17 protein-coding genes are annotated in these 18,952 nt (G+C 51.3%); 4 read left to right on the plus strand and 13 right to left on the minus strand.

Annotated features, from left to right (window positions below; all coding sequences use genetic code 11):
• Nucleotides 1-4 precede the first annotated feature (4 nt).
• A complete protein-coding gene (locus JUF22_RS01435; protein ID WP_203642610.1) occupies nt 5-694 on the minus strand; it encodes a FadR/GntR family transcriptional regulator in 690 nt (229 codons plus the stop codon).
• A 152-nt stretch (nt 695-846) separates the two neighbouring features.
• On the opposite strand from JUF22_RS01435, the gene JUF22_RS01440 reads away from it, so the two are divergent.
• Together JUF22_RS01440 and JUF22_RS01445 are read left to right on the plus strand one after the other, a co-directional pair.
• Nucleotides 847-2,382 carry a phytoene desaturase family protein gene (locus JUF22_RS01440; RefSeq protein WP_203642612.1) on the plus strand — a complete coding sequence of 512 codons (1,536 nt, stop codon included), beginning with the start codon at nt 847-849 and terminating at the stop codon, nt 2,380-2,382.
• Complete coding sequence (locus JUF22_RS01445) at nt 2,379-3,554, plus strand: iron-sulfur cluster-binding domain-containing protein (RefSeq protein WP_203642614.1); 1,176 nt, start codon at nt 2,379-2,381, stop codon at nt 3,552-3,554. Before JUF22_RS01440 ends, JUF22_RS01445 begins: the two co-directional genes overlap by 4 nt.
• 472 nt (nt 3,555-4,026) lie before the next feature.
• On the opposite strand, the gene JUF22_RS01450 is transcribed toward JUF22_RS01445, so the two are convergent.
• From JUF22_RS01450 to JUF22_RS01485, 8 genes are all read right to left on the minus strand, one after another.
• The gene (locus JUF22_RS01450; protein WP_236000680.1) at nt 4,027-6,234 is read right to left on the minus strand and encodes a glycoside hydrolase family 65 protein; all 2,208 of its coding nucleotides are present in this window, start codon (nt 6,232-6,234) and stop codon (nt 4,027-4,029) included.
• Between the two features lie 427 nt (nt 6,235-6,661).
• Nucleotides 6,662-7,714: an alpha/beta hydrolase fold domain-containing protein gene (locus tag JUF22_RS01455; RefSeq protein WP_203642617.1), complete on the minus strand. Its 1,053-nt coding sequence runs from the start codon at nt 7,712-7,714 to the stop codon at nt 6,662-6,664.
• A 213-nt stretch (nt 7,715-7,927) separates the two neighbouring features.
• Nucleotides 7,928-8,755 (minus strand): alpha/beta hydrolase, encoded by an 828-nt coding sequence (locus JUF22_RS01460; RefSeq protein ID WP_203642618.1) that lies wholly within the window; start codon nt 8,753-8,755, stop codon nt 7,928-7,930.
• Nucleotides 8,742-10,118, minus strand: a complete 1,377-nt coding sequence (locus JUF22_RS01465) for an MFS transporter (protein ID WP_203642619.1) — start codon at nt 10,116-10,118, stop codon at nt 8,742-8,744. The genes JUF22_RS01460 and JUF22_RS01465 overlap by 14 nt, the downstream gene beginning before the upstream one ends.
• A 715-nt stretch (nt 10,119-10,833) precedes the next feature.
• Complete coding sequence (locus tag JUF22_RS01470; protein ID WP_203642620.1) at nt 10,834-11,616, minus strand: tyrosine-protein phosphatase; 783 nt, start codon at nt 11,614-11,616, stop codon at nt 10,834-10,836.
• A gap of 379 nt (nt 11,617-11,995) precedes the next feature.
• Nucleotides 11,996-12,730 carry a hypothetical protein gene (locus tag JUF22_RS01475; RefSeq protein WP_203642621.1) on the minus strand — a complete coding sequence of 245 codons (735 nt, stop codon included), beginning with the start codon at nt 12,728-12,730 and terminating at the stop codon, nt 11,996-11,998.
• A 321-nt stretch (nt 12,731-13,051) separates the two neighbouring features.
• Nucleotides 13,052-13,303, minus strand: coding sequence for a hypothetical protein (locus JUF22_RS01480; protein ID WP_203642622.1), 252 nt, complete (start codon nt 13,301-13,303; stop codon nt 13,052-13,054).
• A gap of 178 nt (nt 13,304-13,481) precedes the next feature.
• Nucleotides 13,482-14,015, minus strand: coding sequence for a PadR family transcriptional regulator (locus JUF22_RS01485; protein ID WP_203642825.1), 534 nt, complete (start codon nt 14,013-14,015; stop codon nt 13,482-13,484).
• 197 nt (nt 14,016-14,212) lie between these two features.
• On the opposite strand from JUF22_RS01485, the gene JUF22_RS01490 reads away from it, so the two are divergent.
• On the plus strand, nt 14,213-14,749 hold the full coding sequence (locus JUF22_RS01490; RefSeq protein WP_203642624.1) for a phenolic acid decarboxylase: 537 nt from the start codon (nt 14,213-14,215) through the stop codon (nt 14,747-14,749).
• Between the two features lie 59 nt (nt 14,750-14,808).
• On the opposite strand, the gene JUF22_RS01495 is transcribed toward JUF22_RS01490, so the two are convergent.
• Together JUF22_RS01495 and JUF22_RS01500 are read right to left on the minus strand one after the other, a co-directional pair.
• Nucleotides 14,809-15,402: a Fic/DOC family protein gene (locus JUF22_RS01495; RefSeq protein WP_203642626.1), complete on the minus strand. Its 594-nt coding sequence runs from the start codon at nt 15,400-15,402 to the stop codon at nt 14,809-14,811.
• Nucleotides 15,399-15,848: a helix-turn-helix domain-containing protein gene (locus tag JUF22_RS01500; protein ID WP_203642628.1), complete on the minus strand. Its 450-nt coding sequence runs from the start codon at nt 15,846-15,848 to the stop codon at nt 15,399-15,401. Before JUF22_RS01500 ends, JUF22_RS01495 begins: the two co-directional genes overlap by 4 nt.
• 121 nt (nt 15,849-15,969) lie before the next feature.
• Here JUF22_RS01500 and JUF22_RS01505 point away from each other — a divergent pair, with 121 nt between their 5' ends.
• Entirely contained in the window at nt 15,970-16,434 is a 465-nt protein-coding gene (locus JUF22_RS01505) for an NUDIX hydrolase (protein ID WP_203642630.1), read from the plus strand.
• A gap of 501 nt (nt 16,435-16,935) precedes the next feature.
• On the opposite strand, the gene JUF22_RS01510 is transcribed toward JUF22_RS01505, so the two are convergent.
• On the minus strand, nt 16,936-17,115 hold the full coding sequence (locus JUF22_RS01510; RefSeq protein WP_125764166.1) for a hypothetical protein: 180 nt from the start codon (nt 17,113-17,115) through the stop codon (nt 16,936-16,938).
• Between the two features lie 499 nt (nt 17,116-17,614).
• Nucleotides 17,615-18,943: a dihydrolipoyl dehydrogenase family protein gene (locus JUF22_RS01515; RefSeq protein ID WP_203642631.1), complete on the minus strand. Its 1,329-nt coding sequence runs from the start codon at nt 18,941-18,943 to the stop codon at nt 17,615-17,617.
• Nucleotides 18,944-18,952 lie beyond the last annotated feature (9 nt).

Below are 18,952 nucleotides of genomic sequence, written 5' to 3' on the forward strand. Positions count from 1 at the left end.
TACTTCAGGCTGGCAACAAGTTGGCCAAGCAGAAATCAATCAACGCATCATTTTGCTTACGTGCCTCTTCTCGCTCACCTGCTAGTAACGCGGTCACCATCCCCGCCATGCGTTGCGTTAACTCCGCACCATAACCGCTCTGTAATAACCAGCGACCCAGCGTCAGATAGATCGATTTAAAATGGAGAATCAACAGGGGTGTAACCGCATTGCCCGAAGCAATCGCGAGCCGATGGTAAAAGTCGAAAATTTTCTGGGATTGTTCATCAACTGTCTCTGCTGTCTTAACGCATGCCAAGGCTCGACTAACTGCCGGCAGCGCGACTGGATCATCGCAATGGGCAATCATATCGTCTTCAAATAACCGCCGTGTCGCAAAGATTGAGCGGAGCAGCGACGGTCGGTAGGTGCCACCTTTAAAATTAATGATGACGTTTAACGTTTCCAAGTTACCCGTTTCATTATAGTTGGCAATGAAGTTACCCTGCCGTGGTTTAACCGTGACGAACCCGAGCCGAGAAAGTTCCTGTAACCCCCGGTTGACACTTGCCCGGCCAATCTGCAACTGCTGTGCCAAGTCACGTTCATTTGGCAACCGTTCGCCGATGGTCAGCTGTCCCGTTAAAATGGCCTGCTCAAATTGGTCGACCATCTGTGCCGTCTCATTGGTAATCTTTATGGGTTGAAATTGCATGAGTTCCTCCTGGTTCTGGTTGGGCCACAGACCACAACCACAATTATTGTCATATTCCAGTATACGCCTTGTGAAACCGTTTACAATCACGTTATTTCTGGCAATAATGGACTTGTTCATCGGTTAGGTTTTACCAAAAGGAGGTCATTCTAGTGTCAAAACAATACGATGTCATCGTGATTGGCGCGGGTAACGGCGGGTTAGTTGCTGCAGCCACAGCCGCTAAACTTGGTCAAAAGGTGCTCTTACTTGAACGCCACAATTTACCGGGCGGTGCGGCTACGAGCTTCGTCCGCGGTCGGTTTGAATTCGAGCCCTCATTGCATGAATTAGCCAGCTATGGTCCTGAAACCCGGCCCGGCGGTGTGCGGCAACTCTTTGACTGGTTGAATTTAGACGTGAAGTTAGATCCGGTCCCTGACGCTTACCGCTTGATTAATACTGGCAAGGATCGGTTCGATGTCCGAATGCCAACCGGGATTCCGGCATTTATCAAAGCGCTGAACACCGCCGCCCCCGGCAACGAGGATGCGATTAACAAGTTCTTTGCGCTAGCAACCGAAAGCACCACGGTCTTTCAGGAGCTCTTCAGCGATCCCACCAAATCAACTCCCGAAACGTTGGCAAAGACCCATCCCCAATTCATTCAGTATGGTCACAAGCCCTACCAGAAAGTTTTAGATGAGCTCGGCCTGTCTACTAAGGCGCAAGAAATTCTAATGGCTTACTGGTGCTACATTGGCATTCCAGGCGACGAATTTGAATTTGCTTACTTCGCCGCCATGGTCGTTTCCTATGTGGCCCTCTCAGCATACGTTCCGCGACATCGTTCCCATGAAATTTCTAGTGCCCTCATCAAGTCCCTGCAAGACAACGGTGGCGACGCATGGTTTAACACGGAAGCGACACAACTGATCGTGCAGAATAAAGCAGTCGTCGGTGTTAAGACCGCCCACCAAACCCTTTACGCTAAACAAGTTATTGCGGACTTGCATCCCAATACCGTTTACAGTCACTTGCTAAAGCCAAATGAGGTCCCCCAACGTGAACTAAAGAAAGCCAATGCCCGTAAACTGGGAACTAGTGGCTTCCTGATTTACCTCGGCCTAAACAAGTCGGCCGAAGAGTTGGGCATCACCGACTACAGTACCTTCATTGCCCAGTCTTGGGACTCACGGCACCAGTATCAAGGCATGCAGCAACTCACTAATAATGATTTTATGATTATGAATTGCTTGAACATCGCTGAACCAGCGTGCTCGCCAAAGGGCACCAGTATTTTATACGCGACCCAGTTATTCGATGATCCCAGTTGGAACGATGTCACCCCAGCAGATTACCCACGACTGAAGAATCAGCTGACGGAACACGTCATCGCTAAATACGAAGCAGCCACGGGCATCAAAATTCGAGATGCCATTGAAGAAATTGAAGTGGCGACCCCGGCCACCTTTGCCCGTTACTTACGCGGCCCACAGGGAGAAATCTACGGTTACTATGGCCAGCCATGGGACCAAATGATGGCGCGCGCACTGAGCCTGAAAGACGAGGACGAACCCCTGCCCCATCTGCATTTCTGTGGCGGCACTGGTTTCTTAATGGACGGCTATAGTTCCGCCTATCAATCCGGCTATCTCGCCGCTAAAATGACGACCAACAAACTTAATCAGGAGGCGAATGAACAATGACAAATCCTTTAACTGACTTACTTAACGAGCGTCAAACACATTTCAATGCTGGCGCGACAACACCCTTGCCGACACATTATCCGGTTAATGACTTGGCAGCTAAGCTCCATCCAGAAACGCAGTACTTACGGATTACCAAGGTCGTTGATCACGGTCCTAACGCAAAAAGTTTTTACTTTGCGCCCAACCCGGACAAAGGCACGCAACGCTTGGCCTATTTCAAAGCGGGCCAGTACCTATCTGTACGCTTCGCGATTGGCAAGAGTCGTGTCACGCGGGCGTATGCTCTCCAATCGACGCCACAGGACGCCCTGAATGATTGCTACATCCTAACAGTCAAATTGGTCCCAGACGGTTTCGTGACCCCTTACATCTTCGACCAGTGGCAGGTCGGCACCGCCGTTGAAAGCTCCGGACCAATGGGCACGTTGACTTACAACCAATTCCGCGACCAGCCCCACGTTCTGGGAATTGCTGGGGGAAGTGGGATTACCCCATTTATTGCTTTAGCGGGCGCCATCGTTGACGGAACGGAGAATTTTGATTTGACGATTCTCTACGGTAGTCGGCGCCACGACAACATTTTACTGGGCACTGAACTGGATCAGCTTGCCGCGCAAAGTCCCCATATAAAAGTGGTCAACGTGTTGAGCGACGAGCGCTACCCCGGATACCAGCATGGTCTGATTACATTGGCGTTGATGCAACAATACGCCGACTTAGCTCACACATCCATCTTTGTTTGCGGTCCAAATGCCTTAAATGCCTACGTGACACAACAGGTCGCTCCTTTACACCTACCTGGCGGGCGACTCCGGCAGGAACTCAGCGGCCAGGTGCCACAACCCGAGCAATCCGCCAAGATTCCAGCCACGGTCAGCATTACCGTCCAAATCCAAGATACCCGCCAAACCGTTACCGCTAATACACGAGAACCCCTACTCGTTGCCTTAGAACGCGCGGGAATCATTGTGCCATCTGCGTGCCGGAGTGGCGAATGTGGCTGGTGCCGGGCTCGCGTTATTTCAGGGCAAGTGAACACGCCCAAGGCCGTCGATTACCGCCGAGCAGCTGATCAAAAATTTGGTTATATTCACCTCTGCGCAGCCTTCCCGGAATCCGATATGAAGATTGAAGTCCCGGTTCATGACTTGGCTGATCAGTTTGGATAGATAATCTGCCAAAAATGGTTCGCAACAGTTTTGTTGCGGACCATTTTTGATTTGCTGTTTGTTTTAGTTGGACTAGGAATCTTTTTTGAATCCGGATTGGACATTCAATTTAGACTGTTTTAGCCCGGCTAAGAAAATATCCCAAGCGTAGATTGACCATTCACTTCAGCTTACTTCAAGTCGTTTCACTGGTTCTTCGCGGAACAATCCTGGTCCTGGCAGCCTCCGAAACGTGCTACGCGAGCCAGGTCCCTGCGCTTAGAAATATCCCAACCAAAGACTGACCATTTATTTCAGCTTGCTTTAGGTCACTTGTCTGGTTCTACACGGAACAATCCTAGTCCTGGCAGCCTCTGAAACGTGCTACGCGAGCCAGACTCCTGCGCTTAACCCGGCTAAGAAAATATCCCAAGTTCGGGGATATTCCCTTAGCCACGTTAATGCTCAGAGTCTAAGCGGCTCGCTCCGCACTCTAACTAACCTTCTCCAAAGAAATCAAATGACCATTCACGCTAACCCCATAGGTTGGAATCGGGCCACTGATGACCGTGACGTTGGTTGAGGTTGCTGTCAGATCAATCTCTAAGACGCTGGCCGCAATCTTCATCCGATACGTCAGCCGGTGGATTTCCTTTGGCAAATGATTGGTAAAGTGGACGACCTCGTCTTGGACGTAGAAGCCCGAGAAGCCAGCAACTAATGCCAGCCAGCTGCCACCCAGATTTGCTAGATGCAGGCCATCTGCCGTGTTTTTTTGCAGGTTGACCAGATCCATTTGCGCCGTATCCATAAAGTAATGATAGGCCTTTTCCGGATCACCCATCCGTGCCGCCAAAATGCTAAAGATTGAGCGTGACAGCGAGGAATCGTGCGTCGTGACCCCTTCATAGTAGTGATATTCGCGCTTCAATTGGTCATCCGTCAGATCCTCTGGGAACAGGTAATCCGCCAGCAAGGTATCGGCCTGCTTCGCCACCTGATACCGGTAAATCGTCAACGGGTGGTAGTGCAACAACAGCGGAAAGTTTTCCGGTGTCGACCGGTCGACCGGCCAGCGCGGCTTGCTTAAGAAACTATCATCTTGCTCGTTGATGTGCAGGTCCTCACTGTATGGCAGATAAACGTGTTCAGCTAAATTTTCAAAGACGTCTAAGTCCGCTCGACCAATCCCAAACTTGTCTAAGCCCTGCGGATCATCCTTTAAAATTTCCTTGGCTAAATAGGCCACGAGCTCAAAGTTATGTTTAGCCAATCGGTTGGTGTAGTAATTATTGTTGACTAACGCCGTGTACTCATCCGGCCCCGTCACCGTGTGAAATTCAAAGCGGCTTTCGGTGCCCTCCTGATGCCAGGAACCGAATTCTTCCCAGAAATGAGCCGTTTCCAGCACCATTTCAAAGCCACATTGCTCGATGAAGTCGATGTCCCGGGTAATTTCGTAATACTTGCCGACCGCGTAGGCCACGTCCGCATCGATGTGGTACTGCGCCGTGCCGGCTGGGAAGTAGGCCGAGGCCTCCTCACCATTGATAGTCCGCCAGGCAAAGAGCGCTCCCTGCGCCACGCCCAATGCCCGTGCCCGTTGCCGCGCCTTGGGCAGCGTTTGGTAACGGTACAACAGGAGCTGCCGGGCCATCTGCTGATTGGTGTAAATAAAGTAGGGCAGCATGTACATCTCGGTATCCCAGAAGTAGTGACCCTCGTAACCGGACCCGCTCAGGCCTTTAGCCGCAATGTTCGTGCGCCCATCCCGCCCAGCTGCTTGATTCAGCTGGAACAGGTTGTAATGAATCGCCAAATCCAGCTCGTCGTTGCCGCTGACCGTCACTTCACTGCGGTTCCAAACGTCTTGCCAGAAATCTCGGCTGTCCGCCAACAAGACCGACAGCGAGTTCGCCATGAACGGCGCCGCGGGATCAATCGTATTCTGTTTGCCGATAGCCCCAACGTACACCTCATAGGTCAAGTCGTGGGCCACCCGGTCGCTCAAATCGACCGTTTGCCGCAACAGCCCCGCTCCCGGCGTTAACATCCCCAGATAAATCGTCACCGCCTGCTTGGTCTGCCGCGTCTTCACGTGGTACCGTTGTAGGTTACGCCCCATGAATTCCGTCTCACAAATGGGAAGCCCCGCCATCCGCGTCTTCCGGGGATCGGCGGACGCAATGGCCTCGGCCTCAGCCGGCACCGCAATGGATTTACTGATGACCAAGCCGCCGGCATAGTTGGCCGCCATGAAGCTATAGCTGGCTGCCCAAAATTCCGTTTGCGTTTGCCCAATTGTGGATTTCATAATCATGGTAATGGTCTCGCCCTGCAACGTTTGCAGGGTGTAATGTTCCACCAGCGCCCCGGTCGTCAAATCCAAATCAACCGCCGTCCGCTCACTATTGGTGAAGTCATGGCCGGTAGCCGTCGCCACGTGAATGTGCCGGAAGTCTGGTAAATTTAAAATCGTTTGGTGCTGCGTCGCGTACCCAATACCCGCCTCCCCATAGGTGATGGGGGCGGTTTCATAAAAACCATTGATCAGCGTTCCCGTGATGGGATTGCCCGTAATTGGATCGTTGGCCCGCACGCCGAAGTGCCCATTAGCCAGCGAAAAGATGGTTTCCAAGTACTCCGGCTGGTGATCGGCCACGTCGTGCAAAGTTAAGTGATAGTCGCGTAAAGTCAACATAATCTCCCCCATACTTACTAATAACTGCCTTTTCTGGCCTTGCAAGTGTGGCTTGCGCTCCCGACAGCGAATTCAAGAGGCCCAGCTGTGGGGACCGGCTCCAGCCTGGGAAGCGGTCTTCCGCCTCGCCTTATAGCCCGGTAAATCACCGGTCTATAAGGTCGTCCCATGCTCTAAGCTGAGAAAATTCACTCAGCTAAGACCATCGACACAGCTGGGCCTCTTGATTCGCCTCTGGTCGCTCACATTGGTAAGTCCATGGTCGTCTAACCACATTGGCTTGGACGTATTACCAACATTTACTCGCAAAGTCTTCGGTTAATTTTCAATGAGTCATCTGGTCACTCACACTGGCAAGCCCATTGGCCTTCACTGACTCATTGCGGTCAGCTACATTGCCAGTTGTTACTCACCAATTTCCTTTACCCTAAATCAAGCGTGCCGCCGTTGCCAGTGCGTCTTCGACTGCCGGGACGTTTCCCGTGAAGTTTAAGAAGGCGTGGCTGATGCCGCCGTAACGGAAGTAATTGGCGTCGTCGTTGGCGTGGCCGACTTTTTTAATGAAAGCCTCATCTTGAAGACGGAACGGATCGTATTCCCCGACCAACACGGTGACCCGGTGGAAAATCTCTGGGTCGGCTAGTAATGGCGACAGGAGTGGTGCCGTCAGGTCAACTGGCTGATCCGCCACGTAGTACCCGCTCATGATTGTATCTAGCTGTTCAAACAACTGATAGCTCCGGTGTAAGGCGTCCCGTTGCTCGTCGACGACCGGAATGCTGCGGTCATCCCACAGCGGGCCGTTTAAGTCGGAGCCCTGAATCAATGTTGGGTAAAATAGCATGTGGCTCGCAATCGTGCAGATGCCCATCGACTTGCAGAGCTGGCTGACGGCTAAGGCAATCGAGCCCCCGGCCGAGTCGCCGCCCAGTGAAATCTGTTGGTAACTCTTGGTCATGGCCGCCACCACGGCTAACCCGTCCAAGATGCCAGCCGGATAAGCCTGTTCCGGTGCCAGCGCGTAATCCACGTTGTAGACCACGCAGTTCGCCTGTTCCGCCACGAACTTCAGCGCCAGCAAAACATCTTCCGGTGTGCCCCCGTAGTAGGCCCCGCCGTGGAAATAGATCAGCGCCTTATCCGCGGTTAAATGGTCCATCCGAGCGATACGAATGACCCGGACCCGTCGATTCATGGACACGATTTGTTGCATTTCGACCTTCATTTCAACGTTGGTTAAATCCCGTTGGCCGGAGGTTTCCGTTCCTTGCCGCAGGCTAAACAGGTCAGTCGGCAATTGCGGGTTCTCTTCGATCTCGGCCACGGTCTCCCAAACTAGTGGCTCGAAGGTGTGAATCGGGTCGCGTTCCTTGATCCAGCTGGTCACGCCATCCTCAACACTGCTGACCCGCATTTTCTGCAGCCGTCGCAACTCATCGTTGTACCCCAAAGACTGCTTGGTTGTCGTATCATTCAACATTTTGATTACCCCTCTCGTGAAATAGTCGTTCCGACGAATCTTTCATGCTGAAACCTGTCACATCAGTCAAACTAGCAGATGAATCCCCATCCATCGCCGGCGCCTCCAGAAAAATGGTGGCAACGCCTTTTCACGTTCGGCTATGTTTTAACACCAAAACGGTACGGTGTAAACGGGTTATCAGCGACTTTTTCTGTTTTTTTAAAGTGGCCGTCACCATAGGCGCTGCAGCCAGCGTAACTGTTCGGTAAACCAGCCCGCCACCTCTGCTTGCACGTAGCGTTGGCCAAACGTCGCATCGCGGTGCGTCCCAGCCGCAAAGGCCGTGACCGGTTGGGCCAAGCTCAACGCGTGCGGCCCCCGCGGATACAGGTGAAACCGCACGGGCACCCCCTCGCGCCGCAACGCCTTCACGTAACACTGCGCGTTGATTGGCGGGACAAATTCATCCGTTGCTGTCGTCCAAATGAACGTCGGCGGGTTCTGGGCCGTTACCAGATGGTCAGCCTCCGTCAGCGCCCATTTCCCCGCAATGGCTTGCCGGGTCGCCGCATCGACCGGCCAACCTAACCGCAACCCAATCACCGGATAAGCCAGGGTCACCGCCCACACGGAACAATCCTGACGCGGCAATTGACAACGCTGCGCTAACTGCGGCCACAAATCTGCGTAGAGTGCCGCCACGTGGCCACCCGCAGAGAAGCCGACCAGTAAGACATGGTCAGCGTCTAGCGCGTAATCGGCGGCCTGTTGGTGAAAACCGGCAACGACGTGGGCTAGTTGTTCCAGCACAAGCGGGTAGACCGGTGGCTGATCTAACAAGCGATAGGCCACGACCGCCACCGCATACCCCTGCGCCAGATACTGAAACGCGACGATTTCATTTTCCCGGTCACTGTAGAACCGGTAGCCGCCGCCTGGTAAGAGAATGGCCAACGGCCGCCGCGGTGGCTGGTCAAAGTCAGCGATGGCGGCCGGTTGATAGAACGTCACGGCTACCGGGTTTGCCGGCGGCCCGAACGTTAAGTTAAGCGTCTTCATTTAATTTGCCAGTATCATCCTTCATGGCCTTAGCCGACGCGATTTCATCTTCGTCCAGCTTGTAACCGAAGAACAGGATGACCAGAATCAGTAAGGCTAAAATAATCGGTAACCAGACGAAGCTGGTGCTGATGGCGGTCAACGCCTTGGCGCCCTGAATCTTGGCCGTGGCTTGGAAACCACCCCAGGTTAAGAGCCAACCAGAAACTAACCCACCGAAGCCCATGCCCAGCTTAGCCCCCACCATTGGCACGGAGGACAGGATGCCGGGTTCGTCAATGTGCATTTCGGAACGCGCGTATTCCACGGTGTCGGCAATCATCACGAAGGCAATGGAGAACGCTGCCCCCATGGCCACTAACGCAATCACGTTCCCGGCGAACAGGAGTGGAATGCTCTTGAAGCTCATGATGATTTCACCCACAGCGAAGGTCGCCATGGCCAGAATCATCACGTTCCGGTGTTTCATAAATTTGCTCAGGAACGGAATGGAAATGTTCCCAATGACGGCGACGATGACCAGGCCATTGAAGGCCCCAACCAGGTCGGCCCGACGGTAAACATAGGTCAGGTAGTAAACGGCCGTCTGCATCCGGATAACCCAGAATGTTTGTAGCAGGATGAAACTCAAACTCAAGATGACCCATGGCTTGTTCTTAATTGCACCCTTCAAAGATTCACCCACGGAGAGGTGGCCTTTGATTTCTGGTGCGTCGGCGGAGTCATCGACGATATCATCTTTTTCACGCAGGTTGGCAAAGGCGCCTAAGAACAGAACAATGATGGCAATCCCGATAAAGATCCCCCAAATCATCCAACCTTTTTCGGCGTTCTTGCCCCCTAATTTGGCAACCATCGGTAAGGAAATGGCCCCAATCACAGCGGTCCCGATGTTCGTCATAACCATCCGGGCACTTGCCAGGTTGGTCCGTTCATCAGGGTCCTTAGTCAGGCTAGGCAGAATAGCAGTAATCGGCGTGTTTGCCCCAGAATAAACTAAACTGAATAACGTGTAGACGATGGAGATCCAAGCCAGCTGGAAGACCTTGTTACCGCCAAATGACGGGTTGAAGAACAGCAGCATTGTCAGAATCCCCAGCGGAATCCCAAACCATAAGAAGTATGGCCGCGCCTTCCCGTATTTCGAGTGCGTGTGGTCAATCAAGAATCCATAAACCACCCCATCAAAGGCATCAATGATCCGAACCACGAAGAACAGGGTTCCCACAAATGCTGGCGAGATGCCCATAACCGTGGTGTAGTAGAACAGTAAATACAGCCCAACAATTTGCCAAATCAGGTTCCCGGCCAGGTCGGTCGACCCGTAGAAGAACCGTTGTTTCCATAACTGTGCTTTACTCATGATACGTACCTCCCCCAAAAAGTTTTTGCGCATTTCCAGTAATCTGTAACCGCTTACATATATAGCATAACGGTTAAGGGCCTCAGCTGTAATCCTAAATTCTGACTGGCAACTTACCTTTTCTAACCTCCTCAGCCATTCATTAGGCTTAGTTAGCCAGAATTGACTTACTAACGGTTACCGTCGACCCTATCATACGCGATATGTGACAAAATCAGTAGTTGGGGGGCTTTATTAGTTATCAGTTTTAACCAATTGCCCCAGAACTAGGGGGCTTGGTTTTCTGCCTGAAATCTAGTGTTAGACTGACCGCCTCCGGCTTCCAGAGATTCCGTCTGCTGTGGGGCCCGGTTCCAGCCAAAAAACGGGCTTCCACCTCGCTTTGAAGCCGTGAAACCCACACGTCTCCAAAGTCGACCCATGCTGTAGAGCAGGAAAGAACCCTGCTCAACACCATCGACACAGCCGCCTCCATCCCTGGCTTCCTGCGGCTAAGATTGGTTTTTAACCATTACAGAGTGGCCCCCTAGTTCTGGAGCACTGGCTGATCTGCTGGTTCTGCCAACCACTAATCTCATATTCCCTAGCAATCTTCAGAACTTCTTTGAACCTCTGCGAACCGAGTTTCAAAAACACCAAAACAGCCGCATCCCCAGTTAATGGCGGATACGGCTGTTAGATCAGTCATTTCGGTTTAATTCTAGTGACGCTAAGCTTAGGCCTTCGTCAGGTAGTTGGCTTTGATTTGCTTGATTTGGGCTGGGGTAATCTTTAAGCCCTTCTTGATGTAGTTGTTCATTGAGCCGTAGTGTTCTTTAACTTGGCTGTAGAACAGGTTCAGTAACGCTGGCTTTGCCCACGTCACGTTCAGTTGGGTGTTGGATAATAAGTAGTCGCGTTGGATATCCTTCTTGCTTACCCCTAAAATCGTGTAGAGGATTGCGGCAGACGTTCCCGTCCGGTCCATTCCGTGTGAGCAGTGGAATAACAGGGCACCCTTCTTGTTGTTAGCAGCAGCGACTAAGAACTTGTGGTAACTCTTCTTGGCAGATGGCTTGTTGGCCATGTCGCGGTACATACCTTCATCATCGTTATCGTAGTTGGACTTGGTTCCTAAGATAGAGGAACCTAAGTATTTAACGCCGGCAATCTTCACGTCTGGCTTTTCAGCGATTTGGGACTTGGTCCGCAGATCAAAGATTTCCTTGACGTGATACTTTTTCACTAACTTCTTCGTATCCGCCTTCGTCAGTTTTTCCAGTGAATCACTCCGCAGTAAACGGTCCTTCTTAACGCGTTGACCAGTCTTAGTCTTGTAACCACCCATGTCTCGCATGTTCTCGGCACCGGCCAACTTGATAGGTGCGTTGACCTTCTTGGAAATAGCTGGTTGCAGGTCTGCATCCTTCTTGGCTGTCGCTGCTTGAGCAGGCGCAGCGGTAGCCCCGAGTAAGACCAATGCACAACTGATTGAAGCTAAAACGGCACGAATTTTCATGTAAGTGTAATCCCCTTTCTGAATGACTTAACTTTACCAAGACCAAGTAAATTTTTCGCAAGGTTTATGTAAATTTTGCGTATTAATTATTCTGACTGTTATTTAATTATTAATTATACTTTATTTGTAAATTCATAACCAATTGGGACGACAATCACGACCAGCTGTAGCAATAGCATCACTTAAGACGTTGATGACTCAGAAATTGGTTAGCTGTATTGTGGCGCCACAATAATGCCTCAAATTTTAATCAATACCACTAACCTGTTCAATCACCATTGACTCAATCTGAACGCCCACTTGTCTAACCCCACAAAAATACAGCACGCCAGCTATGGCCGTGCTGTATTTGAACCTATTTAGAATTAGACACATTCTGTCACTTGCTACCCTGATTATCCATGTTTTCAACAGTGAACAAAATATCTTCGACTAAATTCCCAGCCACATCAGATAAATCCGCGTCACTACGACCTTTGAGCACATCATCTACATCATTGTAATCATTAAGAGCCTCCACTTTTTCATCCGCAAGGCGCCCCTTAAAGAGCTTATAGGTTTTGATAATCCCCTGAATATCAGTTGAATTATCATAGTCCGCTCCTTGTTCCATCTGAAAAATCACGTTATATAGGTCTCGATTGCTAGCCCCATCATGATAGGCTACTTTGTAGTTCATATGTGCAAACAGGCCCAAAGCCCCTTTCTGTACATCCGGGGACATCCCTTGAACGATGCGTTTCATGGCCACGATATCTTTCTTCTGCCGTGTATAGGTTGGTTGCTTACGCAGATTGCCGCGCCAGACCCAGCCCTTAACCTTGCCCGACTTATTTTTAACGTAGTAGTAAGTCACCTTTTTACCATTGCTCTTGCGGATCTTCGCTGACTTGTACGTGTAAAAGTTAACTTTGGCGTACTTGCTGGCTTTGTGCGTCCGCTTGGTCAGCTTCGTGTTCCGATAGAAATAGCCGTTGCTAATCTTATAGGCCACCTTCTTCATTTTCTTGGTCTGTAAAACCTTGGTTGCGGCTTGTGCCGGGGTCGTGACTTCAGCCGTTACACCCAACGTTGCTACGGCTAACACCGCTACCCAAACTGTTCTGAACTTCATCTGTATGTATCCTCCCACAAAAGGCCAACTTTGACCTTTCAATTGATTTGAACTGTCCCTTTGTAGACAATCCACTCCTAAGTATAGCCATCCCCCGTGGCCGATAAAATTTCTCGCGACTTGCTGGTCTGCTTGCAGAATTAAGTCTGAAAAGGTCATTGGCTCCGAGAAAATTTTAGGCCAAAATAAAAGCACAGCGAGCTACCACTGTGCCATACTTCCATCCTTAGTTACTGATGATAGCATTTTTTAAGAAAGCTACTTCCTTGCCAGAATGGGGCTCTGCATCAACGACGACAACATCACCACACTTGGGCATTCTCATTCAACGCACTCCTTACCAACTGGCTTAGCAGGTCCCAGTTCTGAATCATTCCGTAAGTCCGCTTGATAAGCATATTCTTGCCAATCGTGTGTCGCAAAAATGTTTTGCCGCTTGATTGGCTGGTAAAGAATCCCACCATCTGGTAATTTTTTCACCTGATACTGGGTTCCTACATCCACATCTAAATCATTAGGGACCGTCAAAACACGGCTATTTCCAGACTTTCGCAAAGTTACAATCTTAGCCATAACCCTCAACTCCCTTGTTTTGATTTAGTGTAGCACGAAGCGCTCGTGTATACAGATGTATGACATTTTTCTATTTCAGGAAGTATACTTCCATTTCTACTCAGATTCAGCATTTTTGGAAGTATACTTCCATTTTTACCTATTTTTCTGGTTTTTGGAAGTTTCGCGTACCAAAGTCTTAACGCAAAAACTTCTCCAGCCAATCCACGTAGTACTGCTCCCGACCAATCGCGTGGTCCAGAATCAGGTAATGCCCATAGGCCTGATTGATTGCCGCCTGGTCCGGGAAGACCGTCTCACGGCGTTGCTTGAGGTGGGCCAACTGGGCGCGGTGGAGAGCCGCCTGTTCCTGCAGCATGGGCTGAAGCCGCGGGTCGGCCGCCGTTTTAATAAAATACAGTTTTAAAATAAACTCGTCCTTGGTCGCCGACAACTCTGGCGAGGGCTCGCTCACCCAGGCCACTAATTTATCATGGCCGGCCGGCGTCAACGAGTACTGCTTCTTCGCCAGCTTCTCACCCGTCACCGTATCCTCGTGGGTGATGTCGCCGCTCGTTTCCATTCGCTTGAGCATGGGGTAGATCTGGCTGTGTTGCGCCTGCCAGAACTCCCCGATTTCATTTTCAAACGCCTTCGCCAGGTCGTAGCCGGTCTGGGGACGCTGATTCAGTAGGCCTAAGATGATGTATTGTAGCCGATTTCGCTGACCGATAATCATCAGCCTCCTTCCATTTTACGAGAATTTTTCTCGTCACAAACGCGTTGCGCTGTCTCAATTGAACCAGTTCCCTGGAAAAACATCAAGGAAAATCGTTGACAAGTCCCGCGGAAGTGACTATGATAATCAAGTAAATAAAAACATGTAATTAATTACATGTTTTTCCTGCAGAATAGAAGGAGATTTTTAACATGACTAAAACATTCAAAACCCTCGATGACTTCCTGGGAACCCATTTCATCTACACTTACGACAACGGCTGGGAATACGAATGGTACGCGAAGAACGACCACACCGTTGACTACCGAATCCACGGCGGCATGGTCGCTGGTCGTTGGGTCACGGACCAAGAAGCCAACATCGTCATGCTGACGGAAGGCATCTACAAGGTTGCCTGGACGGAACCCACTGGGACCGACGTGGCACTGGACTTCCTGCCTAATGAAAACAAGGTCAACGGGACCATCTTCTTCCCGAAGTGGGTTCAAGAACATCCTGAAATCACGGTCACTTACCAAAACGAACACATTGACGTGATGGAAGCCGCCCGCGAAAAGTACGCCACCTATCCTAAAATGGTCGTCCCAGAATTTGCGACGATCACTTACATCGGCGACGCTGGTCAAAACAACGAATACGTCATCAGCGAAGCCCCTTACCAAGGTTTGCCTGACGACATCCGTGCCGGCAAGTATTTCGACGCCAACTACCAACGGGTAAACAAGTAATCGTAAACGCAAAAATGGCTTCACCCAGCTCACTTTGAGAGCCGGTGTGAAGCCATTTTTCATTTCAAAATTTTTAGAAAAACCGCCGCCATCAACACCGGTTCATCCTGAATGCTGGCAGTCATATAAGCGTCCTGCTGTTCCTGGGTGAAGTCGAGACGAAAGCCCTTCTGCCAGGCCAACACCTCCGTGAAGACCCGCAACGTCCGGCCATTTCCCTCGCGAAACGGGTGAAACATGTTGATCTCGGTCACTAGATTGCCCAGGGCCGTGGCCACCACCTGCTTGTCCGCCGGTAACGTCGCGAAATCCGTGAGCTGTCGCTGAATATCCCACTCGGCATTGCCAAACAACATGACGGGATGAAAGTGGGTGACGACCCCATCAGCCGTCTTGTTGAAATCCACTTCGCGGTAGTGACCCGCCCAATCGTAGATATCGCCCAGCAGTGCCGCGTTGATGCGTTTTAGCTCGGTGACGTCCTTGCCGGTTAGGTGGTATCCATCTGGTAAAACGTAATTATTCTGTCGGATAAATTTTTGTTGAATGGCACTAGTGTTGTATTCAACTGCATGCAATTTTTCGTCTTCAGTGATGCCTAATTTATTCTTCAGCGTGCCATTTTCTTGAAGATAGTCTGCCCAGATTTTCACTTATTTGGCACCGAGTTTCGCGCATTGATTTTTGCCAAAACCTCTGCCCCGGTCAGTGGGCGGCCTAAGTCATCAGCCTCTCTGGCTAACTCAATGTCCGCGACCGTTGGTTCAAAACCCTCATACATATTACTGATAGTTGCATCCAGTGTTGCCCGATATTCTGCTTCATTTCGAAACGGGACGCCCATAATGGTGAAAGCTTGATCATCGTGTGCCAAGTACATAATTGCCTCATCCTCCTCTATACTAGTTAACTCCGTAAAAACTGCGTCATTGTTCGCCAAAAGTTGAATTAATTTAACTGCGGGACCACTGGGCGCATAATCTGCCTGTTCCCAGTGCTGGACAGTTCTAACGGAGACGTTGAGCAACGACGCCAACCGCCGTTGACTGATGCCATAATGTTGGCGGATGAATTTAATATTCTGTGCGGTTCGACTCATCGCAATCACCTCAAACGTATTATACCCTTCAAGGGTAGTTATTGCGTTCAAAGTGCCTGCTGCATCCCCAACTTTTGCGGTATACTGAGGACAAAACTCAGAGAAAGTAGGTCAACAACTAATGGCAAACTATATCAAAGAAGTCCGGAATTTAGTGGGACACAAGCCCTTAATTTTAAACGCAGCGGCAGGCATCGTGGCCAACAACCAGCATGAAGTGCTGCTCAACTTGCGGACTGACACCCATAACTGGAGCCTCCCCGGCGGTTACCTGGAGTACGGTGAAAGCTACGACGACGCCATGATTCGTGAATATAAGGAAGACGCCGGCCTCGACGTTGAAATCGTTAAACCGCTGGGCCTCTTCGATCAGGGCTTCACCAAATACCCCAACGGCGACGTGACCCAGGTTATTTCCCGGCTATACCTGGTGAAACCCGTTGGTGGGCACACCCTGGAAACGGCGACGGACGAGACGCTGGATTTGAAATACTTTCCGTTGGACCAGTTGCCGCCGTTGTTAAATCAACAAACGGCCGACATGCTCGCCGCCACCAAAACTTACTTTGACGGGTTGGCGCGGTAGTCACCTTACCGGGCGGTGAAAATAGGCCGGTAAGGTGCTGTTCGTTCCCGACGGCGGGCTCAAAGTGCCCTACTGTGGGGTCGGTTCCAGCCTGAGAGGCGGGCTTCCACCTCAACTTTGAGCCAAAAACCGGTCTCAAAGGTTGTCCCATGCTCTAAACTGAGAAAACCACTCAGTCAAGACCATCGACACAGCTGGTCACTTTGGCCCGCCTCTGGTCACTGACATCCACCAGCGTAGACCATTTTCACCGCCCTCACGGCTGACACTGCGTAAACCCATCAAAACGTTTCCCTTTAATTTAAATATGACAGTGGTCAATTTCGTTCCCGCCGTTGGATCCAAGAGGCCCTGCTGTGGGGCCGGTTCCAGCCTGTGGAACGGACTTCCACCTCTGGTCACTGACATTGGATCGCTCACTTTCACTGCCTTAAAGACGACCACCGCACCAATCACTCTCGTAACGGGCACTTTTTCACAATAGCCTCAAACTATTTAAACCTAGTCCTCCTCAACCTCACGCCAGAAACTTAGAACCACTAAGAAGCCACCGGTCCCTAGTCCGACCGCACGCGAAAACGAATCATCGATTGGCCATAGATAGAGCTCAACGCCCAGACAAATGAGGCCTAACCAAAAGACTAACGTCCGATAAAAATGCCGGTTAAATTGCGTTTTCATGTGCCCATCCCCTCGTGCTTCACAAATTCTAAAGCCAATTTTAGTGGGCTTAGAATACGCCAACGCCAGTCAAAAATTGGTAGATTCACCCCAATTTGTTTGGTGACCGCTATAACCTCTAACAACACCAAAAGGCCCGAGACAACAACCGTCTCGGGCCTTTTAACTATCATTCTCATATTCACTTAAAGTCGACCACCGTTGCTTACTTGTGGCACTGGACTAAACCAGCGTCGACACAGGATTGGTAAAAATGGGCCACGCTGGTGAATGTCAGTGACCAGAGGCGGGCCAAAGTGACCAGCTGTGTCGATGGTCTTAGCAGAGCGATTTTCTCTGCTTAGCCCATGGGACAACCTTTGCGACCGCTTCTCAGGCGCAAAGTTGAGGTGGAAGCCCGCCTTTTGGCTGGAACCGACCCCACAGCAGGGCGCTTTGAGCCCGCCGTCGGGAACGAACAACACCGCAGGCCCGGTTTTCACCAGTCCGGAGACCCGCGTTAAGTCCAGATGCCGTATAAATCGGCGGCAGTGGATGGGTAAGCAAAGAACGTGTCGTGCAGCGCTTCTGGTGTCACGTGCTGTTGAATTAAGAGGGCCAACTGGTTAATCACCGTGTCAGCTTGGAGGCTAATGGCTTCCGCCCCAACTACTTCACCGCTCTGACGATTAATCACCAACAGTAATTTCGCATCGGTATCGTAGTTCCGTTGATACGTTAACCACTGACTCAAGTCAACGGTCTTCAGGGTATAGTGCGCGGGATCTTGGCGCGCAACCGCAACGCTGGCACCGACCTGCGCTAACCGGGGGAGACTGAAGACGGCGCTGGCTTGGAGCGGATAGGTAATCGGAAAAGCTTGGGGCGCACTTAGCGCGTCGCCCACATATTTGCCTTGATAAATGGCATAGTTTGCCAAATTAGGCGTTCCGGTGACAGCACAATCCCCCACCGCATAAATATGGGGATTGCTAGTCTGAAGGTACTCATTGACGCGAATGCCGTGGGGGGGTACGGCCACCCCAGCAGCTTTCAAATTCAAGTCCTCGACGTTAGCCAGTCGGCCTAAAGCCGCGTAAACCACGTCGGTAGACCAGTGAGCACCCTGCTGCGTCGTCACCTCGAGTCCCGTCGGCGTCTGGGCCAACTGGGAAATTTCATCATCAAAAATCATGTGCACATTGTGTTTGGCCAGGCTAGCCAACAGCGTTTGGACAAGTTGGCCATCAAAACCGCGGAGAGTCACGTGGTTGTGTTGGATCAGCGTTACGGTGGCGCCCGCCTCACTCGCGATACCGGCAATCGCAAAGGCAATCACGCCGGCACCCAGGATTGTGATGTGTTGCGGCAGTTGGTGACTCCGGAAAAAGCTACCGGAGTGTTGAATCAACTGGCCGCCAGGAATGGCGACTTCGCGGGGACGCGCCCCGGTCGCAATCACAAAATTTTTCGCTGTTAGCAGTTCGCCATTGACGCGCACCTGCTGGTCATTCACAAATTCGGCATGGCCCTCAAAGGTGGTGACGCCATTGGTTTGGAAACGTTGTTTGAACCGTTCCTGCGTTTGTCCCACGACGGCATCCCGATGAGCGGCTAGTCGTGACCAGTCCACTGGTGGCACCGGGCCATTCTGTTGGGCAAACGCGCGGTGGGCTTCGACGCCCGCTAATAGGACCTTCTTCGGGGTACTGCCCCGCGTCACGGTGGTGCCACCCCAATCGCGTTGCTCAATAACCGCAACGGATTGGCCGTGGGCGACGGCCCGCATGGCGGCACCGGCACCGCCGACACCCCCACCGATAACGATGGTCTCAAATGTTTGCGTCATGAAATCACT

The sequence above is a fragment of the Levilactobacillus lanxiensis genome, from assembly GCF_016861655.1.
Lineage (GTDB): Bacteria > Bacillota > Bacilli > Lactobacillales > Lactobacillaceae > Levilactobacillus > Levilactobacillus lanxiensis.